Origin of the sequence: Marivita cryptomonadis (assembly GCF_002115725.1) — a bacterium.
GTDB classification, from domain to species: Bacteria; Pseudomonadota; Alphaproteobacteria; order Rhodobacterales; family Rhodobacteraceae; genus Marivita; species Marivita cryptomonadis.
Map to the genome: position 1 here is coordinate 108,692 of NZ_JFKD01000005.1, position 24,074 is coordinate 132,765.

At 58.9% G+C, this 24,074-nt stretch carries 24 protein-coding genes and 1 tRNA gene; 18 read left to right on the plus strand and 7 right to left on the minus strand.

What is annotated here, in order from left to right:
• Positions 1 to 30: 30 nt before the first annotated feature.
• A complete protein-coding gene (locus MCRY_RS07245) occupies positions 31 to 990 on the minus strand; it encodes an L-malyl-CoA/beta-methylmalyl-CoA lyase (protein WP_085628822.1) in 960 nt (319 codons plus the stop codon).
• A gap of 259 nt (positions 991 to 1,249) precedes the next feature.
• Between MCRY_RS07245 and dgcN the strand changes: the two genes are divergently transcribed.
• Both dgcN and dgcA read left to right on the plus strand, forming a co-directional pair.
• Positions 1,250 to 2,251: an N-acetyltransferase DgcN gene (dgcN, locus tag MCRY_RS07250; protein WP_085628963.1), complete on the plus strand. Its 1,002-nt coding sequence runs from the start codon at positions 1,250 to 1,252 to the stop codon at positions 2,249 to 2,251.
• 73 nt (positions 2,252 to 2,324) lie between these two features.
• Positions 2,325 to 3,287 (plus strand): N-acetyl-D-Glu racemase DgcA, encoded by a 963-nt coding sequence (dgcA, locus tag MCRY_RS07255; RefSeq protein ID WP_085628823.1) that lies wholly within the window; start codon positions 2,325 to 2,327, stop codon positions 3,285 to 3,287.
• Positions 3,288 to 3,290: 3 nt separating this feature from the next.
• Here dgcA and MCRY_RS07260 read toward each other — a convergent pair whose 3' ends face one another.
• Positions 3,291 to 4,298, minus strand: coding sequence for a DUF5671 domain-containing protein (locus MCRY_RS07260; protein ID WP_085628824.1), 1,008 nt, complete (start codon positions 4,296 to 4,298; stop codon positions 3,291 to 3,293).
• A gap of 190 nt (positions 4,299 to 4,488) precedes the next feature.
• On the opposite strand from MCRY_RS07260, the gene MCRY_RS07265 reads away from it, so the two are divergent.
• Genes MCRY_RS07265 through MCRY_RS07275 form a run of 3 tightly spaced genes read left to right on the plus strand, consistent with a single transcriptional unit; the run spans position 4,489 to position 7,503 of the window.
• Positions 4,489 to 5,379 (plus strand): homocysteine S-methyltransferase family protein, encoded by an 891-nt coding sequence (locus MCRY_RS07265; protein ID WP_244897889.1) that lies wholly within the window; start codon positions 4,489 to 4,491, stop codon positions 5,377 to 5,379.
• 57 nt (positions 5,380 to 5,436) lie between these two features.
• Complete coding sequence (locus MCRY_RS07270) at positions 5,437 to 6,300, plus strand: D-amino-acid transaminase (protein ID WP_085628825.1); 864 nt, start codon at positions 5,437 to 5,439, stop codon at positions 6,298 to 6,300.
• Between the two features lie 3 nt (positions 6,301 to 6,303).
• On the plus strand, positions 6,304 to 7,503 hold the full coding sequence (locus tag MCRY_RS07275; protein ID WP_085628826.1) for an NAD(P)/FAD-dependent oxidoreductase: 1,200 nt from the start codon (positions 6,304 to 6,306) through the stop codon (positions 7,501 to 7,503).
• On the opposite strand, the gene MCRY_RS07280 is transcribed toward MCRY_RS07275, so the two are convergent.
• Positions 7,500 to 8,855, minus strand: a complete 1,356-nt coding sequence (locus MCRY_RS07280) for a cytochrome P450 (RefSeq protein ID WP_085628827.1) — start codon at positions 8,853 to 8,855, stop codon at positions 7,500 to 7,502. The two genes, MCRY_RS07275 and MCRY_RS07280, sit on opposite strands and share 4 nt — an antisense overlap.
• A 133-nt stretch (positions 8,856 to 8,988) precedes the next feature.
• Here MCRY_RS07280 and MCRY_RS07285 point away from each other — a divergent pair, with 133 nt between their 5' ends.
• The 3 genes from MCRY_RS07285 to MCRY_RS07295 all read left to right on the plus strand — a co-directional run bounded on the left by MCRY_RS07285 (position 8,989) and on the right by MCRY_RS07295 (position 11,734).
• A complete protein-coding gene (locus MCRY_RS07285) occupies positions 8,989 to 9,606 on the plus strand; it encodes a hypothetical protein (RefSeq protein WP_085628828.1) in 618 nt (205 codons plus the stop codon).
• A gap of 140 nt (positions 9,607 to 9,746) precedes the next feature.
• A complete protein-coding gene (tuf, locus tag MCRY_RS07290; protein ID WP_085628829.1) occupies positions 9,747 to 10,922 on the plus strand; it encodes an elongation factor Tu in 1,176 nt (391 codons plus the stop codon).
• Positions 10,923 to 11,080: 158 nt separating this feature from the next.
• Positions 11,081 to 11,734 carry a CatB-related O-acetyltransferase gene (locus MCRY_RS07295; protein ID WP_085628830.1) on the plus strand — a complete coding sequence of 218 codons (654 nt, stop codon included), beginning with the start codon at positions 11,081 to 11,083 and terminating at the stop codon, positions 11,732 to 11,734.
• 110 nt (positions 11,735 to 11,844) lie between these two features.
• On the opposite strand, the gene MCRY_RS07300 is transcribed toward MCRY_RS07295, so the two are convergent.
• Positions 11,845 to 12,051 carry a hypothetical protein gene (locus tag MCRY_RS07300; RefSeq protein WP_085627624.1) on the minus strand — a complete coding sequence of 69 codons (207 nt, stop codon included), beginning with the start codon at positions 12,049 to 12,051 and terminating at the stop codon, positions 11,845 to 11,847.
• Positions 12,052 to 12,081: 30 nt separating this feature from the next.
• A complete protein-coding gene (locus tag MCRY_RS07305; RefSeq protein WP_085628831.1) occupies positions 12,082 to 12,288 on the minus strand; it encodes a hypothetical protein in 207 nt (68 codons plus the stop codon).
• Between the two features lie 47 nt (positions 12,289 to 12,335).
• Between MCRY_RS07305 and MCRY_RS07310 the strand changes: the two genes are divergently transcribed.
• A complete protein-coding gene (locus MCRY_RS07310) occupies positions 12,336 to 13,427 on the plus strand; it encodes an IS630 family transposase (RefSeq protein ID WP_244897890.1) in 1,092 nt (363 codons plus the stop codon).
• Between the two features lie 33 nt (positions 13,428 to 13,460).
• Here the strand turns inward: MCRY_RS07310 and MCRY_RS07315 are convergent, their stop codons facing one another.
• Positions 13,461 to 13,667 carry a hypothetical protein gene (locus MCRY_RS07315; protein ID WP_085627624.1) on the minus strand — a complete coding sequence of 69 codons (207 nt, stop codon included), beginning with the start codon at positions 13,665 to 13,667 and terminating at the stop codon, positions 13,461 to 13,463.
• A 740-nt stretch (positions 13,668 to 14,407) separates the two neighbouring features.
• Between MCRY_RS07315 and MCRY_RS07320 the strand changes: the two genes are divergently transcribed.
• A tRNA-Trp gene (locus MCRY_RS07320) sits at positions 14,408 to 14,483 on the plus strand.
• Positions 14,484 to 14,600: 117 nt separating this feature from the next.
• Here the strand turns inward: MCRY_RS07320 and MCRY_RS07325 are convergent.
• Complete coding sequence (locus tag MCRY_RS07325) at positions 14,601 to 15,185, minus strand: hypothetical protein (RefSeq protein WP_085628832.1); 585 nt, start codon at positions 15,183 to 15,185, stop codon at positions 14,601 to 14,603.
• 293 nt (positions 15,186 to 15,478) lie between these two features.
• Here MCRY_RS07325 and secE point away from each other — a divergent pair, with 293 nt between their 5' ends.
• The 8 genes from secE (at position 15,479) to rpoB (ending at position 24,058) form a co-directional block, all read left to right on the plus strand.
• Positions 15,479 to 15,676, plus strand: coding sequence for a preprotein translocase subunit SecE (gene secE, locus MCRY_RS07330; RefSeq protein ID WP_085628833.1), 198 nt, complete (start codon positions 15,479 to 15,481; stop codon positions 15,674 to 15,676).
• A gap of 180 nt (positions 15,677 to 15,856) precedes the next feature.
• Complete coding sequence (gene nusG / locus MCRY_RS07335; protein WP_085628966.1) at positions 15,857 to 16,387, plus strand: transcription termination/antitermination protein NusG; 531 nt, start codon at positions 15,857 to 15,859, stop codon at positions 16,385 to 16,387.
• Between the two features lie 131 nt (positions 16,388 to 16,518).
• Positions 16,519 to 16,968 (plus strand): 50S ribosomal protein L11, encoded by a 450-nt coding sequence (rplK, locus tag MCRY_RS07340; protein WP_085628834.1) that lies wholly within the window; start codon positions 16,519 to 16,521, stop codon positions 16,966 to 16,968.
• 1 nt (position 16,969) lies between these two features.
• A complete protein-coding gene (gene rplA / locus MCRY_RS07345) occupies positions 16,970 to 17,668 on the plus strand; it encodes a 50S ribosomal protein L1 (RefSeq protein ID WP_085628835.1) in 699 nt (232 codons plus the stop codon).
• Between the two features lie 159 nt (positions 17,669 to 17,827).
• Positions 17,828 to 18,271, plus strand: a complete 444-nt coding sequence (locus tag MCRY_RS07350) for a hypothetical protein (RefSeq protein WP_085628836.1) — start codon at positions 17,828 to 17,830, stop codon at positions 18,269 to 18,271.
• Positions 18,272 to 18,675: 404 nt separating this feature from the next.
• Positions 18,676 to 19,188: a 50S ribosomal protein L10 gene (gene rplJ, locus MCRY_RS07355; protein ID WP_085628837.1), complete on the plus strand. Its 513-nt coding sequence runs from the start codon at positions 18,676 to 18,678 to the stop codon at positions 19,186 to 19,188.
• A 66-nt stretch (positions 19,189 to 19,254) separates the two neighbouring features.
• Positions 19,255 to 19,638, plus strand: a complete 384-nt coding sequence (gene rplL / locus MCRY_RS07360) for a 50S ribosomal protein L7/L12 (RefSeq protein ID WP_085628838.1) — start codon at positions 19,255 to 19,257, stop codon at positions 19,636 to 19,638.
• Between the two features lie 283 nt (positions 19,639 to 19,921).
• Positions 19,922 to 24,058 carry a DNA-directed RNA polymerase subunit beta gene (gene rpoB / locus MCRY_RS07365; protein ID WP_085628839.1) on the plus strand — a complete coding sequence of 1,379 codons (4,137 nt, stop codon included), beginning with the start codon at positions 19,922 to 19,924 and terminating at the stop codon, positions 24,056 to 24,058.
• Positions 24,059 to 24,074: the final 16 nt, after the last annotated feature.

Sequence of the window (24,074 nt, forward strand, 5' to 3'; positions counted from 1 at the left end):
CTGATCTTGAGAATTTTCGTACGAAAATTCTTACGGCGCGGTGATCATTTCTGACTGACGGACGATCACCTCGGCCTGTTTGATTGACGCGATGTCGACAAGGCGGCCTTTGTAGACAGTCGCGCCTTCGCCTTTGGCTTTGGCCTCTTCCATCGCAGCAAGGATCTCGCGGGCTTCGGTCACGGCTTCCTCGGTCGGGGTGAACACTTCGTTCGCCAGCGCCACCTGTTTGGGGTGGATCGCCCATTTCCCCACCATGCCAAGTGTGGCCGAGCGCAGTGCCTGCGCGCGGAAACCTTCATCATCGGAGAAATCGCCAAACGGGCCATCGACCGGCAGCACACCATGGGTGCGGCAGGCGGCGACGATGGCGGTTTGCGCCCAATGCCACGGATCGGACCAGTATTTCGCGCCTTCGTGCAGCATGTAGTAATTCGCCTGAGTGCCGCCGATGCCAGTTGTCTGCATACCCATGGAGGCTGCGAAATCGGCAGCGCCAAGGCTCATTGCTTCGAGGCGGGGCGAAGCGGCCGCGATGGCTTCGACATGTGCGATCCCTGCAGCGGATTCGATGATGACCTCGAAGGCAAGGCGCTTGTTTCGACCCTTGGCGGCTTCGACGGCGCTGACCAGCGCGTCAACAGCGTACAGGTCTTCGGCGCAGCCCACTTTGGGAATCATGATCTGGTCAAGCCGTTCGGGCGCACGTTCGAGCAGATCGACGACATCGCGATACCAGAACGGCGTGTCGAGGCTGTTGATCCGCACGCTGAGGGTCTTGTTTCCCCAGTCGATATCACCGATCGCCTGAATGATGTTCTCGCGGGCGCTGTCTTTGTCGGTGGGGGCGACGCTGTCTTCGAGATCGAGATTGATCACATCCGCATCCGAGTTGGCCATCTTTTCAAAGATTGCCGGTCGCGAGCCGGGGCCAAAGAGTTGGCAGCGGTTCGGGCGGGCAGGCGGAGTGGGCTGGATGCGGAACGACATTGTGGCCTCTTGGTAAGGATATTTCGTTTGGTGTCGCCGTTGGGTTATGAAATTGCGCAAGTTTCTGCAAGTGCATTTTGCACCTGCGGAATCGTCGCTGCTCTGCAGCGAGTTTACTGGGCGCAAGATTCTCCCGGAATTTGGGCCAAAATCGAAGAAATTTTGTGCATTTGAGGGGGAATGCGAAGGTGGAGGCAATGCAATTCATGCCATGGCCTGCCATTCTTCTGCCAAACACGCTGCTTTACAGGGGACTGCAATGATCAAAACACCGTATCTTTTGTTTTTGGGCGACGCACCGGATGGGCTGGCCGCCAAGGTGGCGCAAGGGATTAAGGATTGGCGTCCCGAAAATTGCGTGGGGCAGTTCCGGATGGAAGGGTGCAAGGCGGATCTTGGCCTGACCGACATGACCCTTGCCGAGGCCAAGGAGGCCGGGGCCAAAACGCTTGTGGTGGGTGTGGCAAACCGAGGGGGCAAGATCAGCCAAGCTTGGAAGAAGGTGCTTGTGATGGCGCTGGAGGAGGGGTTCGATCTGGCGTCCGGGCTGCATAACTTGCTGCGGGACGAACCCGATCTTGTGGCGGTGGCCGAGGCGACGGGGCGCGCGCTGCACGACGTGCGGGTGCCCGAGGTCGAGTATCCCATCGCGGACGGGGTAAAGCGGTCGGGCAAGCGGGTGCTGGGTGTCGGCACCGATTGTTCGGTGGGCAAAATGTATACCGGGCTTGCACTGGACAAATCCATGCGCGCGATGGAGATGAAAAGCACCTTCCGTGCCACTGGTCAGACGGGCATCCTGATCACAGGCGACGGCGTGCCCTTGGATGCGGTTGTGGCGGATTTCATGGCCGGGTCGATCGAATGGCTGACGCCTGACAACGACCCCGACCACTGGGATGTGATCGAAGGGCAGGGCAGCTTGTTCCACGTGTCGTTCTCGGGGGTCACTTTGGCGCTGATCCATGGAGGTCAGCCGGATGCGTTGATCCTGTGCCACGAGCCGACGCGCACCCATATGCGCGGTCTCCCAGGTTATGATCTGCCTTCATTGGAAGCGTTGCGCGATATGGCGTTGCCGTTGGCGCGGATTGCCAATCCCGCATGCGTCGTGGCGGGGATTTCGATCAACACCCAGCACATGGGGGAGGCGGAAGCTGTGGCGTATCTCGAGGCTTTGGAGGATCGGATGGGTCTTCCTGCAGTCGATCCCTACCGGCATGGGGCAGATCGGTTGGCCGAGGCATTGGCCGCGTTGTAATGATCTTTGGCGCGACGCCTGTGTTGGCGTCGCGGTTGCATATTTGAAAAAAGAAGAAGCAGGGGGCGGGCCCATGATCGAGGTGACGCGCGATGTGTTTCGGTTGGCGCAGGTCTTTACGATCTCGCGTGGCAGCCGGACCGAAGCGAAAGTTTTGACGGTGCGGGTGACGCGGGACGGTGTAACCGGCTGGGGCGAATGTGTGCCCTATGCGCGGTATGACGAGACCCTAGAGAGTGTGGAGGCACAGATCAGATCGTTGCCTGACGGGATTGACCGTACAGCATTGCAGGAGGCCTTGCCTGCCGGTGCCGCGCGGAATGCCATGGATTGCGCGCTTTGGGATCTGGAGGCGAAACAGGCCGGGTGCCGGGTGTGGGAGCTTGCCGGATTGGAAGCCCCGCTGCCGGAAGTGACAGCGTACACGCTGTCGCTGGACACACCCGAGGTGATGCAGGCGCAAGCGGCGAAGAATGCGCATCGGCCCTTGCTCAAGATCAAGCTGGGCACGCCGGATGACATGCCACGTCTCGAGGCTGTGCGCGCGGGTGCGCCCGATGCGCGGATCATCGTCGATGCCAATGAAGGCTGGTCGGCAGAGGTCTACGCTGATCTCGCGCCGCATCTTTTGCGTCTAGGCGTGGCGCTGGTCGAGCAGCCTTTGCCTGCAGGTGAGGATGATGCGCTGTTGGGGGTGGACCGCCCTGTTCCGCTTTGTGCCGATGAGAGCTGCCACGACCGGTCGTCGTTGCCCAAGCTTAAGGGCAAGTATGACATGGCGAATATCAAGCTCGATAAAACCGGCGGGCTGACCGAGGCGCTGGCCCTACGCGATGCGGCGCGGGCCGAGGGGTACGATGTCATGGTGGGTTGCATGGTCGGATCGTCGCTGGCAATGGCCCCGGCGGTTCTGGTGGCGCAGGGAGCGGCCATCACCGATCTGGATGGGCCGCTTTTGCTGGCCGAGGACCGCGCGCATGGGCTGCGTTTCGACGAGGCAGGTGTGCATCCGTCCGACCCGTCGCTTTGGGGGTGAGGCCTAGTCGGTGCGCCTGTCAATGCAGGCGGTATTGCCATCCAGTCGCACATCGTAGCCATCCACTGCGGCAGGGTATTCGATCTGAACACAGAGCGAAAACGCGGAGGCCGCTGTTCTGTCATAGGTGATGTCGCTGGCAAAGCCGGTGAGCCGCGTAGGATTTCTGGCGCAGGTCATCGGGTCGAATGTGGCTGGCAAAGCGGCGCGGTCGATGCCTGTGCATTGGGCCACGTCGTTGGTGAGCGTGCGCAGATCAGATATCCGCCACCGGTCGCGCTGTTCGATCTGGCCCTGCGCCGGGCCGCCGACCTGCCAAAACGTCAGCACGAGCGACAAGATCGCCAAGCCGATCAGAATCCAGCCCGCCGGGAGTGGGATCGCCATGTTCGGGATTTTGCGGGCTTCGCCGAAATAGGCGAGCACCACCGCCGCAATCAGCGCCACGGTCGCGGATTTGATCAGAAAGCGCACGGTGATCTGGCCGTCGAGCCAGCTGTAGATCAGGTAGAGCGCGTCACCCAAGAGCGTGATCGTTGCCACAAGCATCGCCAGCGCAGACAGCCAACGGCGCACGGTGCCGTGCTTGCGTGCGGGATCAGCGGTGGAGGCCTGCCGATCTTTGCGATCAAGTGCCCAGAACACCGGCACAAAGACGATGAGTGCTGCCATTGACCACCGCAGACCGGACAGCCGCCCGTAGGCCGCAGATTCGCCCGGTTCGGGCAACCAGATGTTGATCTGTGCAAACAGGAGGGTGAGCGTGCTGCCGACCACCATACCGAACACCACAAAGAGCAGACTGTAGAACAACGCGTCACGCGCTGCGGTAGATCGCATGGGGCGTGGCACGGCACCGGCTCCGTCTTGATGGAGCCAGCCTGCAAGGGCGGCGTCGATCTCGGTGTCTGTCCAGTTGGCGGCGCGCAGGCTTTTGGCGATGTCGTCTTGCGACTGACCCGATTGCAAGGCGTCGCGGATATAGCGGGAGAGCTCTGATGGTATCTGCATTCGTTGCCTTTGAATGTGCTGCACCGTCCATGGGACGGCGGCAGTGCTGCGCGGTCAATGATTTTGTTTTGCCGCACGTTGCGGAGGAAAGGACGATTTTGATCACACACCAGTTCCAGCGTTTTCGACTGCTTTTTCGGGCTGCACTGATATGCTTGTCGCGACTGATACCATCCAAGGGGACAAAGCTGTGATTGATCAAGATAACGACATCCGTTGGCTGAGTTGGACAGGTATGGAAACTCATATGATCTTTAATCTCGGCATGGATTTGCCCGGATTTGCGTCTTTTCCGTTGCTGGACACCGAACCGGGGCGTGCGCTCCTGCGAAAGCTCTACCGCGACCAAATCGCCGTTGCGCAGGAAACGGGCTGTGGTGCCTGCCTTGAGAGTGTGACCTGGATGGCGAATGCGGATCGAGCGGCGGCTTTGGGATATGATGCGGGGGACTTGAAGCGGATCAATCGGGAGGCAATCGGATTTCTCAAGGAACTTGAGGCCGAGATTCCAGTGTGTATCTCGGGGCAAATCGGCCCGCGTGGTGATGGCTATGAGGCAGGGGCAATGACCACCGACGCCGCGCAGGCGTATCACGCCCCCCAGATCGCGGTCTTGGCGGAGGCCGGCTGTGACATGATTTCGGCCTTTACCATCGGAACGGTGGACGAAGCGATTGGCATGGTGCGTGCGGCTGCGGTCGTGGGTGTCCCAATTTCCGTAGCGTTGACGGTCGAGACGGATGGGCGATTGCCGGATGGTACAATCCTGAGCGACGCCATCTCGCGCATCGACGCTGCACCCTCTGACGGCGTGAGCGGCTATCTGGTGAACTGCGCGCATCCTGACCATCTCGTGCTTGAGGAGGCTGGGGCGCGGCTGAGTGGGTTGGTCGTCAATGCCTCGCGGCTTAGTCATGCTGAATTGGACGAGGCAGAGGAACTGGAGAATGGCAACCCGGATGAGTTGGGTCGACAGATGGGTGACTTGGCCAAAAAATACCCACAGATGCGCGTTTTTGGCGGGTGTTGCGGCACAGATATGCGCCATCTGCGCGCGATTGGGCGCGGGGTGCATGGATGACAGCTTGACGACCCGCGTCTCTCGCGCCATCCCACACTTAGAAAAAGGAGATCGCCCATGACCCGCACCGTATTTGTGAACGGAGACTATCTGCCCGAGGATGAAGCGAAAGTTTCGATTTTCGACCGGGCGTTCCTGATGGCGGACGGGGTTTATGAGGTGACATCCGTTCTGGATGGAAAGCTGATTGATTTCGCAGGCCATGCAAAGCGGTTGGAGCGGTCGTTGACCGAGCTCGACATCAAGAAACCGGCGGTGTTCGATGATCTGTTGGAGATCCACCGCGAATTGGTGCGGGTGAACGGGATCGAGGATGGGTTGGTCTATTTGCAGATCACCCGCGGCGCCCCGGGGGACCGGGATTTCGTGTTCCCTGATCCGGAAACGACAGAGCCGACCGTGGTACTGTTCACCCAGAATAAGCCCGGTCTGGCGGACAGCCCGGCGGCAAAGACGGGGATGAAGATCATTTCCATCGAAGACGTGCGCTGGGGGCGGCGGGACATCAAGACGGTGCAATTGCTCTACCCGTCGATGGGCAAGATGATGGCCAAAAAGGCTGGCGCCGATGATGCGTGGATGGTGCAAGACGGGCATGTGACCGAGGGCACGAGCAACAACGCCTATATCATCAAAGGCAACACAATCGTCACGCGGGCGCTGTCGAATGACATTTTGCATGGGATCACTCGCGCTGCCGTGCTGCGGTTCGCCAAAGAAGCGCAGATGCAGGTGGAAGAGCGCAATTTCACCATCGATGAGGCGAAAGAGGCGGATGAAGCCTTTATCACCTCGGCCTCGGCCTTTGTCATGCCGGTGATCGAGATTGACGGTGTGGCCTTGGGTGACGGCACGCCGGGCGCACGGACGGCGCGTCTGCGCGAAATTTACCTTGATGAGAGCCGCAAGGCCGCGATCTGATCCATGGGCACGCAGCCCGCACGAGACAGCTATGATGTGGTGATCGTCGGTGGGGCGATCATGGGGTCGGCGGTTGCGTGGTTCCTGACAGATCTGGGCTTTGATGGGCGCATTCTGGTCGTGGACCGGGATATGAGTTTCGCGAAGACCGCGACGGCGACCTCGACATCGTGTATCCGGCAGCAGTTCTCGACCGAGCTGAATGTGCGGATCAGCCAGTTCGGGGCAGACTTCATCACTGACCTGCGCGGTTTCATGGGGGGCGATCCGCGTGTGCCGCAACTGGGTATCCGCAATTTCGGCTATCTCTATCTGGCGGACACGGATGCCTTTGCCGATGATCTGCGCGGGCGGGCTTTGGTGCAGCAGGGGGCCGGGGCGGCAACACGTTTGCTGTCACGTGACCAGATCGCGCGGCTGTATCCGTTCTACGCGTTGGACGACATCGTTCTGGGGTCGATCAACACGCGGGGCGAGGGGTATTTTGACAGCATGGCCGTCTTTGAGTGGCTGCGCAGACAGGCACAGGAACGCGGTGTCGAATACCTTGAGGCCGAGGTTGTTGGGATGGAAGTTGCAGGGGCGCGGGTGCAGTCGGTCACGTTGGGTGATGGGGCGCGGGTTGCCTGCGGGCAGGTGATCAACGCCGCCGGTCCGCGTGCCGGGCATGTGGCGGGGCTGGCTGGGATCGACCTGCCGGTCGAGCCGCGCAAGCGCTATTCGTGGGTGTTCAAGGCCGAACAGCCGCTGGATCGGGATTTGCCTCTGACGATTGATCCTTCAGGCCTGCACGTGCGTGAAAACGGCGGCGGGACGTATCAGGCGGGGGGGCATTTCGGCGATGACCCGGCGGTGGCGTTCGACGATTTCGCGATGGATCATGGGTTGTGGGAGGCTGAGGTCTGGCCGCTTTTGGCTGCGCGTATTCCGCAGTTCGAGACGATCAAGCTGACCCATAGCTGGGTTGGTCATTATGAGATGAACACTTTTGACCACAACGCAGTGTTGGGGGCGCATCCCGAAGTTTCTAACTTTCTGTTTATCAATGGCTTTTCCGGTCATGGATTGCAGCAGGCACCAGCGATGGGGCGGGGGCTGGCGGAATGGCTGTGCTTTGGCAGCTACCAGACACTTGACCTGAGCGAGTTCCATTTCGACCGTTTGCTGAATGGTGTGCCGCAGGTCGAAAAAGCTGTAATCTAAACCGGTTCCACCTCGAGCCAGACGCCACCTTCGGGGCGCAGGGTGATGATCATCACCGGGTCAGGATCGACGCCCTTAACCGATTTGAAACGGAATCGCCCTAGCAAGGTCGCAAGGATGATCACCGCCTCCTGCACCGCAAAGCTGGCACCGATGCAGATGCGGGGACCATCCCCAAAGGGCAAATAGGCGTATCGGTCGGGCTTTGTGCCGTTGGCCCAACGGTCGGGGGCAAAACTGTCGGGTTCGTCCCAAAGTAGGTGTGAACGGTGCAGTGCGTAGATCGGGATGATCACGGTGTCGCCGGGATTGATCGGCGTGTCGCAAAGCGTGTCCTTGGCAAGCGCGGTGCGTGACACGATGGCGGCTGGCGGATAAAGGCGCAGCGCCTCGTCGATGATCTGCCGGATATAGGGCAGGTTGGGCACGTCATCGGCTGTGGCTGCGCGACCTTGCAGAACGGTTTGCGCCTCATCGCGGGCGCGGGCCTGTGCCTTCGGGTCAAAGGCACAAAGGTACAGAGACCATGCCAGTGTCAAGGCGGTGGTCTCGTGCCCGGCCACGATGAAGGTCAGCAGGTTGTCGCGAATTTCTTCCGTTGTCATGCGACGGCCGGATTTCGGATCTTCGCCGTCAAGCAGCAGATCAAGCAGGTCTGGCACACCCTGTGACCCCTCTGCCTGACGCGCGTTGATCACCCGGTCGGCGGCGTCTTTCATGTCGCCCATGCCGTTGGCTGAAAGGTTGCGACCGGGGCGCGGAATCCAATCGGGCAGGCCAAGCACATCGAAGAGCGACACCTTGCCCGCGTCCGAAATATAGATATCGATCGCCCGGTGCACGGCGGCGCGGTCAAACCCGCTTTCGCCTGAAAAGGTTACGTCGGAAATCACGTCAAAGGTGGCGGTGACCATTTCATCCAGCATGTTCACCGCGCGGTTGCCGACCTTCGCGATGCGCTCTGACGACCGTTCTGCAGCGCGTGTCATTACCGGGGCCAAGGCGGTGACGTTGCGGTGGGAAAATGCCGGTGCGGCCGTACGGCGCTGCCAGCGCCAGTGCTTGCCCTCAGCGATAAATAGCGACTCGCCAATCGCTGGGCGCAACAGGTTCTTGGTAACAATAGATTTCGGATAGGTGTCGACATTTTCCAAAAGCACACGCCGGATTGCCAATGGATCTGTCAACATATGCCACGGCGTTCCGGTCTGGCCCGACACGATCGGCATTCGGGTCGACACCTCGGGGATGATGTTGAGCAAATTCTGGCGAGAGGCCTGCCAACTTTGCAGTAGATTGAGCGGTTCGCGCACAAGGTCCGCGCGCACTGGCAGGCGTTCGGTGGGAAGCATGTTTGGGAGCTGTGACTTGGTTTGCATCTCACCAAGAAGTTAGGCCGCTAAACGCGGGCTGCCAGTGGCGCTGCGTTGCGCCGCCTGCAACGCTGGGTTAGACAGAACCGGATGATATCCCGGGGGGGACGCGATGCGCCGCTTTTTTGTTGCCTTGCCATTGCTTGTGGCACTCGCTGCCTGCGGCAGTTCCACCCGAGATCTTGAAGAACCCACAGAACCGATGGGCGATTTTCGCATCGGCCATATCGGTGTTGTCGCACCCAATCTGCAAAAGCTATTGGTGTCACGCGACGCAACCGAAGAGGAATGGATCGCAGCGGTCACCACCGCGCTGGGCGACCGGTTCAGCCGTTTTGAAGGCGATAAATACTACCATCTTGGCGTCAGCGTCGAAGCCTATTCCCTGCCGCCGCCCATCATTCCCGGCAAGTCCGCTGTCGCCTTGAACGTGACATTGTGGGACGATGCTGCACAGGCCAAGATGAACACCGAGCCGAAACAGATCCAAGTGATCAAGGTGTTCGAGTCGCGTATTTCCAAGAACCGGGATCAGCAATTGACAGGCTTGGCCGAAGAAGCGGCACGCCTCGTTGAAGTCTGGATGCGTGAAATGCAAGAGAGTGATGGATGGTTCATGGGCAGCGCCGACGCCACCTTACCTGCCGCTCCGACAGTGTCCGGGGCGGCGCTTCCAGCCGCCGCGACGGATCAGGAATCGGCAGGCGCACCGCTCTCAGTCACCCGCTGAACAAAGTCGCCCCGATCTTGCGGTATTGCTACCTGGCCACTTGGTGCGTTTGGGCTTGATTTTCCGGTTTTCTACGCATAGATCGCCCGCGATGAAAACCGGGTCGGGTGGACCCCCCAATTCACGAGGCGTCTGTAGAGATGGGCAAGGAAAAGTTTGAGCGCGGTAAGCCGCACTGCAACATTGGCACGATTGGTCACGTTGACCACGGCAAGACGACGCTGACGGCGGCGATCACGAAGTACTTTGGTGACTTCAAGGCGTATGACCAGATCGACGGCGCGCCGGAAGAGAAGGCCCGTGGTATCACGATCTCGACCGCGCACGTGGAATACGAAACCGACGCGCGTCACTATGCGCATGTCGACTGCCCCGGCCACGCCGACTATGTGAAGAACATGATCACCGGTGCCGCCCAGATGGATGGCGCGATCCTGGTTGTGAACGCCGCTGACGGCCCGATGCCGCAGACCCGCGAGCACATCCTGCTGGGCCGCCAGGTGGGTATCCCCGCCATGGTCGTGTTCATGAACAAGGTTGACCAGGTTGACGATCCGGAACTTCTGGAACTCGTCGAGATGGAAATCCGCGAATTGCTGTCGACCTACGACTTCCCGGGCGACGATATTCCGATCGTAGCGGGCTCTGCTCTGCACGCGATGAACGGCACTGAGCCGGAAATCGGTGAGAACAAGATCCGCGAACTGATGGCGGCGGTAGACGAGTACATCCCGCAGCCGGCACGTGCGATCGACCAGCCGTTCCTGATGCCGATCGAAGACGTGTTCTCGATCTCGGGTCGTGGTACGGTTGTGACCGGTCGTATCGAGCGTGGCGTGATCAACGTTGGCGACACCATCGAAATCGTTGGCATCAAGGACACCAAATCGACGACCTGTACCGGCGTTGAAATGTTCCGCAAGCTGCTGGATCGTGGTGAAGCAGGCGACAACGTGGGCGTTCTGCTGCGCGGCATCGACCGTGAGGGCGTTGAGCGTGGTCAGGTTCTGTGCAAGCCGAAGTCGGTGAACCCGCACACGAAGTTCGAAGCCGAGGTCTACATTCTGACCAAGGAAGAAGGCGGTCGTCACACACCGTTCTTTGCGAACTACCGTCCGCAGTTCTACTTCCGGACCACAGACGTGACGGGCACCGTGACGCTGCCGGAAGGTACCGAGATGGTGATGCCGGGCGACAACCTGAAGTTCGACGTTGAACTGATCGCGCCGATCGCCATGGAAGACGGCCTCCGCTTCGCCATCCGCGAAGGCGGCCGCACCGTAGGCTCCGGCGTCGTGTCCAAAATCGTCGAGTAAACCTCAACGATCCTTTGAGTGACAGAGGGCCACCCAATCGGGTGGCCCTTTTGTTTTGCGACCTTTTCGGGTATGATTTTAGTACAACCGATGGAGGGCGACGTGACCATTTCCCTGATCTGATCGACAATTTTTGAAACCAGATTCAGAGGTATGTCATGCCGGAATTTTTCGCTGACCCCAACACCCTGCATCCCGTTGTGCTGCCCGATGGTACGCCGCACACGGGCACCGTTTTTCTGAAACCGGCGCTATCCCATCCACGTATAGAGGTGGGTGATTACAGCTATGCCAGCGCGCATCATCCCCCCGAGGATTGGGCAGCTTGTCTTGCGCCATATCTGTACCCATTTTCGCCCGAGCGGCTCATAATCGGAAAATTCTGCCAGATCGCCAGCGGTGTGCAGATCATCACCTCTTCGGCCAATCACCGGCATGACGGGATATCGACCTTTCCCTTCATGATCTTTGGTGGGGGGAACCCGGCAGGGCGACCCAGTATGCCTGCGCCGGGGCCGGACACCACTATTGGGCATGATGTCTGGATCGGCAGCGGTGCGACGATCCTGCCGGGCGCGCGGATCGGGAATGGAGTGATCATCGGAGCTGGCGCGGTCGTGTCAGGTCAGGTGCCATCGTATTCGGTGGTCGCGGGCAACCCAGCCCGCATTCTTCGCGCGCGGTATGATGCGGACACGGTGGCGCGCTTGGAGCAGCTTGCGTGGTGGGATTGGCCAATCGAAGACATCCTTGCAGCCGAGGCCGCCATTTGCGGAGGCGACATTGGCGCGTTGGAACGCAGGGCCCCCTAAACGATTGAAGACCGCCCGTTTGGGGCGGCCTTTTCATCATCCGCGACGGAGCTTGTGTCAGAGGCTGCGTCGCGGGGAGTGGTGTGCGACCGTCAGGGGCCGTGTCTGGATCACTTGACCAGAGCTTGGATAACGGCGCGCTTTTCGCCGTTGCTGTCACCGGAATGGATGACGGACAGGATGGTGTTGACCTCGGCTTCGGTCAGCGTGGAGACGTCGACATTGGGTGCGAATTGCGAGATGCCCGAGGTGTCGACCATTGCGGATGCCGAGAATGCGGTGAGGGCGAGGGCAGTTGCTGCGATCAGAGTTTTCATTTTCTAAAGTCCTTTTGTGTGAGGGTTGATTTACTTGACGAGGGCCTGGATGACGGCGCGCTTTTCGCCGTTGCTGTCACCGGAATGGATGACGGACAGGATGGTGTTGACCTCGGCTTCGGTCAGTGTGGAGACGTCGACGTTGGGTGCGAATTGCGAGATGCCCGAGGTGTCGACCATGGCGGATGCCGAGAACGCGGTGAGGGTGAGGGCGGTTGCTGCGATCAGAGTTTTCATTTTCTTATACTTGGAGTCACTGAAGACCCGAGATTTGAAGGGTTGACGTGCAAGCAGGTCGCGATTCAGGTTACGGCATGATCCGTCCCGGTTTTCTTACCTCTTCAGAGCGGCATGAGCTTGTTGCGTGCGTGCGCAGCCATCGCGAAGACCACGGCGTTGCACGGCGGGCCAATGCAATCGTGCTCCTTGATGATGGGAAGTCCTGTCAGGCCATCGCGGAGTTTCTCTACCTGGACGATGATACCATTCGGGGCTGGTACAAGACCTACCGGGAGGGTGGCTGGGACGCCCTTTCGACCGACGGCTGGAAGGGCGGCCAGGCCCGCATGACCTCAGTTCAAGAGATGGAACTTTGCGCTTGGCTGGACGAACGCTTCTGTCGATCGACTGTCGAGATCAGGGCGTATATCGCGGCGCAGCATGGCGTGGACTACTCCCATTCGGGCTGCATCAAGCTCCTGGCACGGCTGGGCTACGAGTACCGAAAGCCGAAAGGGCTTCCGCGTGTCGCAAGTACCGAGAAGCAGGCCGAATTCATTGCCATGTATGAGCGGCTGCTGAACGGGTTGGGTGCCGATGAGGCCGTATACTTCGCCGATGCCGTGCATCCCGAATACCAGACAAAGCCCGCGTTTGGCTGGGTCAAGGCAGGCTCAAAACCCGCCGTGACAACCACCACAGGGCGCGGGCGCGTGAATATCCATGGTGCGCTCAACCTTGAAACCTTCGACGCGCCCTTTGTCGAGCCCACCACCGTAGACGGGGTCAGCGCGGCGCAGCTTCTTGCCAAGATTGAGGCGCGCAATCCCCACAAACGCCTCATCCATGTAATCTGGGACAACGCTGCTTACCACAAGGGCCCAGACGTTCGTGAATTCCTCGCGCGGCCGGACTGCCGCATCCACCTGATCCAACTGCCGCCCTATTGCCCACACCTGAACCCTATCGAACGATTATGGGCTGTCATGCACCAATGCGTCACCCACAATCACCACTACCCCACGCAAAAGCAGTTCGCAGATGCGATCCTGAGGTTCTTCCGGGAGACCCTGCCTAACCAGTGGGAAACCTTCCGAAGCCAAGTGTCAGATAGCTTCAGGGTCGTCACTCACGAAAAATTTCGGGTTTTAGCGTAATCGCGGTATAAGTCCTTTTGTGTGAGGGTTGGTTTACTTGACGAGGGCCTGGATGACGGCGCGCTTTTCGCCGTTGCTGTCACCGGAATGGATGACGGACAGGATGGTGTTGACCTCGGCTTCGGTCAGCGTGGAGACATCGACGTTGGGTGCGAATTGCGAGATGCCCGAGGTGTCGACCATGGCAGATGCCGAGAATGCGGTGAGGGCGAGGGCGGTTGCTGCGATCAAAGTTTTCATATGTTTGGTCCTTTGGTTTGTATTGCGATGCGCCGTGTGGCGCGGTTTCGGTTGTGTCTGTCGTCGGTCTGTCTGTCCGACACCAATCAAGTTAGGGTTGGTGCGGCGGGCTTTGAATTCACAGCTCGTGCACAGCGGCTCTCGCAAAAGTGGCCTTGACGCGAGGGGCGGGCGATCACCCCCTGCGCGCGACTGCACAGGCTTGGTGCGGGTCAGGATTTGTTGGGTTTTTGGCGGTGTTCGGATGGCAGGATTTGACACTGCTGCGTGACGGAGATCACGGGTTCGGCGATGTCCTATGACGTATCAAGAAAATGTGACGGTCCGGAAAAGGGCATATGTTTCAATGGGAACACCGGAGTGCGAGCAGCCGAGACCACGGCCGTGATCCTTGTGTCAGGCGGCAGTGCCGGTTTCCTGTGGCTGGGTGAGTCGTTCAGGGCGTATTTTGCTGCTGTTTGGAGTGCGGAAGGTTCACCGTGCAGTTCAAAAGCGGCAACTGGGGCGCGCGCTGCGAGGCAAGCGGCTTCGACGCGGCTTGGTTGAAGAGGTATTGAAACCGCTTGCGCACCGCGTTGCAAACCTAGTCTGAAAACCCGCTTAAACGGGTTTACACTGACGAACACTCATTTTTGCGAAAGCCGTTGGGCTGCTCTTGAGCACGAGAATTTTTTGTCCGTGCTTTGGCGTTCTGGGCCTTGATTTCAGTGTGGCCTTGGAATACCCGTCGTCTCGGCCTTAGGGGTATAGCTCAGCTGGTAGAGCGACGGTCTCCAAAACCGTAGGTCGCGGGTTCGAACCCTGCTGCCCCTGCCACTTCCGAAATACGAATAGTCTGGATCGCTGTCTCGCGGGAACGCAAGGCATTCAAAGGCCCGAGCAACAAAAAAGGCCGCCCCGATGGGACGGCCCTGTGATCATGATTCAGCGGGATCAGTTGATCAGCGCTTCGATCTGAGCGGCCTTCTCATTGCGCGACATGCCGCTGTGCACATAGCTCATCGCGAGGGCCAATTCCTCTTGCGTCAATACGGTGACGTCCGCTTCTGGGACGTAGTTGCGCAACATGGCGGCTTGACCTTCGCCGACGATTGTCAGCGTATCAGCATCCATCTCCGCGCCGCCGAGGATGGCTTCAACACGGTTGGTGATCGTGGCGCGAGATTCGCCACCATAGGTCACGGCCAGTGCTGCTTCGGCTTGCGACTGGGTAATCGCACCAAAATCAGTGTTGGGCGCGTAATCCAGCAGACGCGCCATCTCGGCTTCGCTGATCATCGCGATGCCCATATCGACATTGTCGTCCGTGCCAAGTGCACGCAATTTGGCGGTCTTTTCGCCGTTGGACATGCCAGAGGTCACGATGCCATAGGCAATATCGTAATCGGTGTCAGTGAATGTCGTGGTGTCGATGCCTGCGTTAAAGGTCTGCACCTGTTGAATCTGGGCTTCGGTCGCGGCAAACGCTGCGGTGCCGAGTGTCGTTGCGAGTGCGGTTGCAATCATCATGCGTGTCATTGTGATGTCCTTTCGTTACTATACGTCGTCTTTGGTCTTAGTGCCGGCGGTGCAGTGCCCGTCGGCTCTGGTGGACAAACCGGATCAAGGCGGGAAACGTTCCTGCAAGTCGTTGGAAAAACGGACACATCTTTGTGACGGCGCCAGTTGGAACTTTTCTACACTGACGGCTTCACGCGCGTTCCGCTTTAATGGTGGGCCACATGATGCGTCTTATCGGTCGCGGCTTGCTTGAATTCGGGTTGCGTCTTCGCTAAGTGCGAAGTGAGCAAACGCAGAGTGAGACCATTATCATGGCTACGACCAACCCACTTCAGTTCATTCAGCAGGTTCGTGCTGAGGTGTCGAAGATCGTCTGGCCGACGCGGCGCGAGGTCCTCTTGACCACCGTGATGGTCTTTATCATGGCCGCATTGACGGCAGTGTTCTTTGCGTTGGTGGATATTTTGATCCGCAGCGGGCTCCAGGGCCTTCTGAACCTCTTCGGGTAAGATCGGGTCTGCTCTTGAAAAGGGCGGGCTAAGACGGTAACTGACCCGACAAGACGGAATGAGGCGTGCATCGATTCGAGTTGCACGCCGATTTTTTGTTCCGGAGCGGATGCGCCTGCGCGTCGGCCACAAAACAACAGACGGCGTCTTAGCCGCATGGACAAGAAGGTTTGCGACCAGATGGCGAAGCGGTGGTACTCGGTCAGTGTTCTGTCGAATTTCGAAAAGAAAATCGCAGAACAGATCCTGCAAGCGGTCGAGGAGCAGGGGCTTCAGGACCAGATCGAAGAAGTGATGGTGCCGACCGAGGAAGTGATTGAAATCCGTCGCGGCAAGAAGGTCACGGCAGAGCGTCGCTTCATGCCGGGTTATGTGCTGGTGCGGATGGAGATGTCGGATCAGGGCTATCACCTGATCAACTCGATCAACCGCGTCACCGGATTCCTTGGTCCGCAGGGCCGCCCGATGCCGATGCGCGACGCCGAAGTGCAGGCCATCTTGGGCCGTGTCGCCGAAGGTGAAGAGACGCCGCGTACGCTGATCCATTTCGAGATTGGCGAGAAGGTCAAGGTCAACGACGGTCCGTTCGAGGATTTCGATGGCATGATCGAAGAAGTGGACGACGACAACCAGCGCCTGAAGGTGTCGGTTGTGATCTTTGGCCGGGAAACCCCGGTCGAACTGGAATACACGCAGGTCACGAAGCAATAGTGATCTGAGTGCGGGCAGGGCAACCTGCCGAAAGAGCGTGGGAGGCGAGCGGCACGCGTGTCGTGGACCGGACCACACAACATGAGTGACCTTGGAACGCGTTCCCGGGTCGTTGGAAAAGGAGAGGCCAGATGGCCAAGAAACTTGCTGGCAAGATGAAGCTGCAGATCCCTGCAGGCAAAGCCAACCCAAGCCCGCCCGTGGGCCCTGCGCTGGGTCAGCGCGGCATCAATATCATGGAATTTTGCAAGGCGTTCAACGCCAAGACGCAGGATATGGAAGAGGGCGCACCCTGCCCGACAGAGATTATCTATTACCAGGATAAATCCTTCACCATGAACATCAAGACGCCGCCCGCGTCTTACTACCTGAAGAAGGCCGCCGGTCTGAAGCCTGTTGGCAAGCGGAACCGTCCGCGTGGTGCCGAAAATCCCGGCCGCGAGACCATCGCAACCGTGACTGTCGCTCAAGTGCGCGAGATTGCGGAAGCCAAGATGAAAGACCTCAACGCAAACGACGTTGAAGGTGCAATGCAGATTATCCTGGGCTCTGCGAAGTCCATGGGCATCGAGGTGAAGTAAGATGGCTAAGCTTGGAAAACGCACCCGCGCCGCCCGCGAAGCCTTTGTTGGCAAAGACGACGTGACCGTTGCTGAAGCGGTTGCTCTGATCAAGGCGAACGCAAACGCAAAGTTCGACGAAACGCTTGAAATCGCGATGAACCTCGGTGTTGATCCGCGTCACGCGGACCAGATGGTTCGTGGCGTTGTCGGACTGCCTAACGGCACTGGCAAGACTGTTCGCGTCGCCGTGTTCGCACGTGGTCCGAAGGCTGACGAAGCCAAGGCCGCGGGCGCAGATATCGTTGGCGCAGAAGATCTGATGGAAACCGTCCAAGGCGGCACCATCGACTTTGACCGCTGCATCGCAACCCCGGACATGATGCCGATCGTCGGCCGTCTGGGTAAGGTGCTTGGCCCGCGCAACCTGATGCCGAACCCCAAGGTTGGCACTGTGACCATGGACGTCAAGGAAGCCGTGGAAGCGGCGAAAGGCGGTCAGGTTCAGTTCAAAGCCGAGAAGGCTGGCGTTGTTCATGCTGGGATCGGCAAGATCTCGTTTGACGATGCCAAGTTGGTCGAGAACATCAAGGCGTTTGTCGATGCAGTTGCCAAAGCGAAGCCGACAGGCGCAAAGGGCACCTACATGAAAAAGATCGCACTGTCCTCGACCATGGGTCCGGGCGTGTCGATCTCTGTGGATGACGCTGCTGGTCACTAAGCCAGTTTGCATATTCATGAAAACGGCGTCCTTCGGGGCGCCGTTTTTTGTTGTCGGATTGGGGCGTGTTGCAGGCCCAACAATCACCGTTTGTGCAACTTAGAATTGACCGATTCCCGAGCTATCGTCATGTTGATCTTAATGTTCGGAGTTCAGCGCATGTCCACTTCCATTGATGTCACGCCGGCCCATTGGGGGCTGATCGGGTTTGTGTTCGGCGTGGCCGCACTTTGTGCGGCGGTGGTTTTGACTTCTGGGATGTTGGCGCCTGTGCCAGAACAATCTGTTGGAACGCTGATTGGAGAAATGGCACGCGACATTCGCAATGCCGCGACCGGTGTCGCCAGTGCGCCGGTTGAGAAACCAACCATGGATCTGGATGCGCTTTTGGCCGTGCTGACGCCGGTTCTTGCGGTAATTGCAGCCGTGTTGGGTGGGATAAGCCTGTTCCGACACGAGCCAACCGCACTTCCAAAATTGGCGATTGGTTTGGGCATTTCTGCGTTTGTGATGCAATACGCGTTCTGGATGGCGATGCTGATCTGCGGAACTGTTCTTCTGGTGGCGATCGTATCGAATATCGGCGACATCCTTGGCGGCTAAGGCCCACCCTTCGCAGTTTGGGTTGGGTTGCGCAGATAGGCTCACAGTGATTGAAAATATGGCTTTTGCGATTTCTTCAGGCTGTGATACGTTAATCTCCTGAAAAAGTGAAAATTCGCAGAAGATTTGCAGGTCCGAGGGCTTGGCAAATCCTTCAACGCGTACTATCCCCACATTTGCATTAGACCGCGCGATTCGTCCCGCGGTCTTTTGTATTACGTCCGAGACGGTGGGTTGGGGCATGTGCCGCAATAAATCCTGCCCGAGGCGGGAACAGACCGACATGCCAAGGCTCACCCGTTGAGCGCTGGGCGGGTTTGGGACCGCAAACAGCGGACCAAAACCGCCGGAGCGATCCGGTACCACTGAGCCGGGGGGTCCGCCCCCCAAACTGGAGTACACCTGTGGATAGAGCCCAAAAAGAGAAAGTGGTCGACGAACTCGGCCAGATCTTCGAAAGCTCTGGCGTCGTTGTGGTAGCCCACTACGAAGGTCTCACAGTTGCCGAGATGCAGGATCTCCGGGGGCGCGCCCGCGCCGCTGGAAGTTCCGTACGTGTCGCCAAAAACCGTCTGGCCAAGATTGCCCTTGATGGAAAGCCGTGCGCAAGCATCGCTAACTTCCTGACAGGAATGACGGTTCTCACCTATTCCGAAGACCCTGTGGCAGCCGCCAAAGTGGTCGAGGACTTTGCCAAGGAGAACAAAAAGTTCGAAATCCTTGGTGGGGCCATGGGCGAGACCGCACTTGACCGGGCCGGTGTTGAAGCCGTGTCCAAGATGCCGTCGCGCGAGGAGCTTATTGCTTCCATCGTTGGCTGCATTGGCGCACCGGCGTCCAACATCGCTGGCGCGATTGGCGCACCTGCATCGAACATCGCCTCTATTCTCTCGACCATCGAAGAGAAAGCGGCGTAAGGCATCTGGAAATCTTCGCGGGGTTGAAACCTCGACGTTGGAACACATTTAGATAGGAAAGTCACAATGGCTGATCTGAAAAAACTGGCAGAAGAGATCGTTGGTCTGACGCTGCTTGAAGCACAAGAACTGAAAACAATCCTCAAGGATGAGTACGGCATCGAGCCCGCCGCTGGTGGCGCGGTCATGATGGCGGGTCCGGCTGGCGGCGACGCCGGTGGCGCGGCTGCTGAAGAGCAGACCGAATTCGACGTCATCCTGAAGTCGGCAGGCGCATCCAAGATCAACGTGATCAAGGAAGTTCGCGGCATCACCGGTCTGGGCCTCAAAGAAGCCAAGGATCTGGTCGAAGCAGGCGGCAAAGCTGTCAAAGAGCAGGTTTCCAAGGACGAAGCCGAAGACATCAAAGCGAAGCTGGAAGCAGCTGGCGCGGAAGTCGAGCTCAAGTAATTGGCAGGTGCGTGAGAGCACTTACCCTGCAAGATGTAGGGTGCACGCTCTTCACGCACCGATCCAAAATCAGAGGCTGGGTATGGATTTCCATGCCCAGCCGCTCCCGTCTTAGAAAGGCCCTGCAAGACAAGGGGGGTTTTCTTGGACAGGATCCAAAGATCGGGAGGCGCGCGGTGGGACGTGTGCCGGGAATTGATCGGGTTCGTGTCGTCTCTATTGGGCAGACCGCCGGGGCCCGACGGTGGAATGCTCAGCTGAGAATGAAAAGGTGATATCGACCATGGCGCAAAGCTACCTTGGCCAGAAACGTCTTCGTAAATACTACGGAAAAATCCGCGAGGTTCTGGAGATGCCGAACCTCATCGAGGTTCAGAAATCCTCTTACGACCTCTTCCTGAAATCCGGCGACCAGCCCCAGCCGCTTGACGGCGAAGGCATCAAGGGCGTCTTCCAATCGGTTTTCCCGATCAAGGATTTCAACGAAACCAGCGTGCTGGAATTCGTCAGCTACGAGCTGGAAAAGCCGAAATACGACGTCGAGGAATGTCAGCAGCGTGACATGACCTACAGTGCGCCGCTGAAGGTCAAGCTGCGTCTCATCGTGTTCGATATGGACGAAGACACTGGGGCCAAGTCGGTCAAGGACATCAAAGAACAAGACGTTTTCATGGGCGATATGCCCCTGATGACGCCGAACGGCACATTCGTCGTGAACGGTACGGAACGCGTGATCGTGTCCCAGATGCACCGTTCGCCGGGCGTGTTTTTCGACCATGACAAAGGCAAGACGCACAGCTCGGGCAAGCTGCTCTTCGCCTGCCGCATCATTCCCTATCGCGGCTCGTGGCTGGACTTTGAATTCGACGCCAAGGACCTTGTGTTCGCGCGCATCGACCGCCGCCGGAAACTGCCGGTGACAACTCTGTTGTATTCCTTGGGCCTCGACCAGGAAGACATCATGGACGCGTATTACAACACCGTGTCCTACACACTGCGCAAAGGCGAGGGCTGGGAGACCAAGTTCTTCCCCGAACGCGTTCGCGGGACCCGTCCGACCTATGATCTCGTGGATGCCGCAACCGGCGAAGTCTTTGCCGAAGCTGGCAAGAAAATCACGCCGCGTGCCGTCAAGAAGATCATTGACGATGGCAAGATCACTGATCTTTTGCTGCCGTTCGAACAGATCGTTGGCAAATTCGTGGCCAAGGACATGATCAACGAAGACACCGGTGCGATCTATGTCGAAGCCGGGGACGAACTGACATGGACCGTCGACAAGGACGGTGCCGTGACCGGTGGATCGCTGAAAGAGCTGGTGGATGCGGGTATCACCGAGATCCCAGTGCTCGACATCGACAACATCACCGTCGGCCCGTACATGCGCAATACCATGGCGGCCGACAAGAACATGAACCGCGAAACTGCGCTCATGGACATTTACCGTGTCATGCGTCCGGGCGAGCCGCCGACCGTCGAAGCGGCGTCTGCGCTGTTCGAAACGCTGTTCTTCGACAGCGAACGCTACGATCTGTCCGCTGTTGGCCGCGTTAAGATGAACATGCGTCTCGCGCTCGACAAGCCGGACAGCCAGCGCACGCTGGACCGTCAGGACATCGTCGCCTGCGTCAAGGCGCTGGTGGAGCTGCGTGACGGTAAGGGCGACATCGACGACATCGACCACCTCGGCAACCGCCGGGTCCGTTCGGTTGGCGAACTGATGGAAAACCAATACCGCGTCGGTCTGCTTCGGATGGAGCGGGCGATCAAGGAACGTATGTCCTCGGTCGAAATTGACACGGTGATGCCGCAGGACCTGATCAACGCAAAACCTGCTGCTGCTGCAGTACGTGAATTCTTCGGCTCTTCGCAGCTGTCACAGTTCATGGACCAGACCAACCCGCTGTCTGAAGTGACGCACAAGCGTCGTCTGTCGGCGCTTGGGCCGGGCGGTCTGACCCGCGAACGTGCTGGCTTTGAGGTGCGCGACGTGCACGCGACCCACTACGGTCGCATGTGCCCGATCGAGACGCCGGAAGGTCCGAACATCGGTCTGATCAACTCGCTGGCCACCTTTGCCCGCGTGAACAAGTACGGCTTCATCGAAACGCCGTATCGTCGGGTCAAGGATGGTCATGTCACGGACGAAGTCCAGTACATGTCCGCGACCGAGGAACAGCGTCACACCGTGGCTCAGGCCAACGCAACGCTGGACGAGAACGGCAAGTTCGTGAACGAATTCGTCAACACCCGCCAGTCGGGTGAATACACGCTTGCCCCGAACGAGTCCGTCGATCTGATCGACGTGTCGCCGAAGCAGCTTGTGTCTGTTGCGGCCTCGCTCATTCCGTTCCTTGAAAACGACGACGCGAACCGTGCTCTCATGGGCTCGAACATGCAGCGTCAGGCTGTTCCCACCCTGCGTTCCGAGGCACCGCTGGTCGGTACCGGGATCGAAGGTGTGGTTGCACGCGACTCGGGTGCGGCGATCATGGCGAAACGTGCCGGGATCATCGACCAGGTCGATGCGACCCGTATCGTTGTGCGTGCGACCGAAGACCTCGAGCTGGGTGATGCGGGTGTGGATATCTACCGTCTGCGCAAGTTCCAGCGTTCGAACCAGAACACCTGCATCAACCAGCGTCCGCTGGTGAATGTGGGCGACACCGTGGGCAAGGGCGAAGTTATCGCCGATGGCCCGTCGACCGATCTGGGCGAACTGGCTCTGGGCAAGAACGTGGTCGTCGCGTTCATGCCGTGGAACGGTTACAACTACGAAGACTCGATCCTCATTTCCGAGCGGATCGCACGGGACGACGTGTTCACCTCGATCCACATCGAGGAATTCGAAGTCGCCGCGCGTGACACGAAGCTTGGGCCGGAAGAGATCACACGCGACATTCCGAACGTCGGTGAAGAAGCGCTGCGCAACCTCGACGAGGCGGGTATCGTCTATATCGGTGCCGACGTGGAACCGGGTGATATTCTGGTCGGCAAGATCACACCGAAGGGCGAAAGCCCGATGACGCCGGAAGAGAAACTCCTCCGCGCCATCTTTGGTGAGAAGGCGTCGGACGTTCGCGATACCTCGCTGCGAGTGAAACCGGGCGATTTCGGCACCGTTGTCGAAGTGCGTGTCTTCAACCGTCACGGCGTCGAAAAAGACGAACGTGCGTTGCAGATCGAGCGTGAAGAAGTCGAACGTCTGGCCCGTGACCGGGACGACGAGCTGGCGATCCTTGACCGTAACATCTACGCGCGTCTTAAAGACCTGATCCTTGGCAAGATGGCTGTCAAAGGCCCGAAAGGCGTCAAGTCCAACAGCCAGATCACCGAAGAGCTGCTTGAATCGCTGACCCGTGGTCAGTGGTGGCAGCTGGCGCTGGAAGACGAAGACGACGCCAAGATCATGGAAGCCCTGAACGAGCAGTACGAGGCGCAGAAGCGCGCTCTTGATGCCCGTTTCGAAGACAAGGTCGAAAAGGTCCGTCGTGGTGACGATCTACCTCCGGGCGTGATGAAGATGGTCAAGGTGTTCGTCGCGGTGAAGCGCAAGCTGCAGCCGGGCGACAAGATGGCCGGTCGTCACGGCAACAAAGGTGTGATCTCGAAAGTGGTGCCGATGGAGGACATGCCGTTCCTCGCAGATGGTACTCCGGTCGATTTCTGTCTCAACCCGCTTGGCGTGCCGTCGCGCATGAACGTCGGTCAGATTCTTGAAACCCACATGGGCTGGGCCGCACGCGGTCTGGGCATCAAGATTGACGAAGCGTTGCAAGATTACCGTCGCTCCGGCGACCTGACCCCGGTGCGCGAAGCGATGCGGATCGCCTATGGTGATGATGTCTATGAAGAAGGCATCAAGGACATGGACGAAGCACAGCTGATCACAGCCGCAGGCAACGTGACCAATGGTGTGCCGATTGCCACGCCGGTCTTTGACGGTGCGAAAGAAGCCGACGTCAACGACTCGTTGATCCGCGCTGGTTTCGACACTTCCGGTCAGTCGATCCTGTTCGACGGCCGCTCGGGTGAGCAGTTCTCGCGGTCAGTGACCGTGGGTGTGAAGTACCTGCTTAAGCTGCACCACTTGGTCGACGACAAGATCCACGCGCGTTCGACCGGACCGTACAGCCTTGTGACCCAGCAGCCGCTTGGTGGTAAGGCGCAGTTCGGTGGCCAGCGTTTCGGGGAAATGGAGGTCTGGGCTTTGGAAGCTTATGGCGCTGCATACACCCTGCAGGAAATGTTGACCGTCAAGTCGGATGACGTCGCGGGCCGGACCAAGGTCTATGAAAGCATCGTCAAGGGCGAGGACAATTTCGAAGCGGGCATTCCCGAGAGCTTTAACGTTCTCGTCAAGGAAGTGCGCGGCCTCGGCCTGAATATGGAACTCCTGGATGCGGAGGATGAGGAATAAGCGACACCGTTCGCCC

Bases quoted from the DNA above. Each gene is read 5' to 3' on its own strand.
- MCRY_RS07245 (WP_085628822.1), bottom strand. From the start codon at position 990: ATGTCGTTCCGCATCCAGCCCACTCCGCCTGCCCGCCCGAACCGCTGC.
- dgcN (WP_085628963.1), top strand. From the start codon at position 1,250: ATGATCAAAACACCGTATCTTTTGTTTTTGGGCGACGCACCGGATGGG.
- dgcA (WP_085628823.1), top strand. From the start codon at position 2,325: ATGATCGAGGTGACGCGCGATGTGTTTCGGTTGGCGCAGGTCTTTACG.
- MCRY_RS07260 (WP_085628824.1), bottom strand. From the start codon at position 4,298: ATGCAGATACCATCAGAGCTCTCCCGCTATATCCGCGACGCCTTGCAA.
- MCRY_RS07270 (WP_085628825.1), top strand. From the start codon at position 5,437: ATGACCCGCACCGTATTTGTGAACGGAGACTATCTGCCCGAGGATGAA.
- MCRY_RS07275 (WP_085628826.1), top strand. From the start codon at position 6,304: ATGGGCACGCAGCCCGCACGAGACAGCTATGATGTGGTGATCGTCGGT.
- MCRY_RS07280 (WP_085628827.1), bottom strand. From the start codon at position 8,855: ATGCTTCCCACCGAACGCCTGCCAGTGCGCGCGGACCTTGTGCGCGAA.
- MCRY_RS07285 (WP_085628828.1), top strand. From the start codon at position 8,989: ATGCGCCGCTTTTTTGTTGCCTTGCCATTGCTTGTGGCACTCGCTGCC.
- tuf (WP_085628829.1), top strand. From the start codon at position 9,747: ATGGGCAAGGAAAAGTTTGAGCGCGGTAAGCCGCACTGCAACATTGGC.
- MCRY_RS07295 (WP_085628830.1), top strand. From the start codon at position 11,081: ATGCCGGAATTTTTCGCTGACCCCAACACCCTGCATCCCGTTGTGCTG.
- MCRY_RS07300 (WP_085627624.1), bottom strand. From the start codon at position 12,051: ATGAAAACTCTGATCGCAGCAACTGCCCTCGCCCTCACCGCATTCTCG.
- MCRY_RS07305 (WP_085628831.1), bottom strand. From the start codon at position 12,288: ATGAAAACTCTGATCGCAGCAACCGCCCTCACCCTCACCGCGTTCTCG.
- MCRY_RS07315 (WP_085627624.1), bottom strand. From the start codon at position 13,667: ATGAAAACTTTGATCGCAGCAACCGCCCTCGCCCTCACCGCATTCTCG.
- MCRY_RS07325 (WP_085628832.1), bottom strand. From the start codon at position 15,185: ATGACACGCATGATGATTGCAACCGCACTCGCAACGACACTCGGCACC.
- secE (WP_085628833.1), top strand. From the start codon at position 15,479: ATGGCTACGACCAACCCACTTCAGTTCATTCAGCAGGTTCGTGCTGAG.
- nusG (WP_085628966.1), top strand. From the start codon at position 15,857: ATGGCGAAGCGGTGGTACTCGGTCAGTGTTCTGTCGAATTTCGAAAAG.
- rplK (WP_085628834.1), top strand. From the start codon at position 16,519: ATGGCCAAGAAACTTGCTGGCAAGATGAAGCTGCAGATCCCTGCAGGC.
- rplA (WP_085628835.1), top strand. From the start codon at position 16,970: ATGGCTAAGCTTGGAAAACGCACCCGCGCCGCCCGCGAAGCCTTTGTT.
- MCRY_RS07350 (WP_085628836.1), top strand. From the start codon at position 17,828: ATGTCCACTTCCATTGATGTCACGCCGGCCCATTGGGGGCTGATCGGG.
- rplL (WP_085628838.1), top strand. From the start codon at position 19,255: ATGGCTGATCTGAAAAAACTGGCAGAAGAGATCGTTGGTCTGACGCTG.
- rpoB (WP_085628839.1), top strand. From the start codon at position 19,922: ATGGCGCAAAGCTACCTTGGCCAGAAACGTCTTCGTAAATACTACGGA.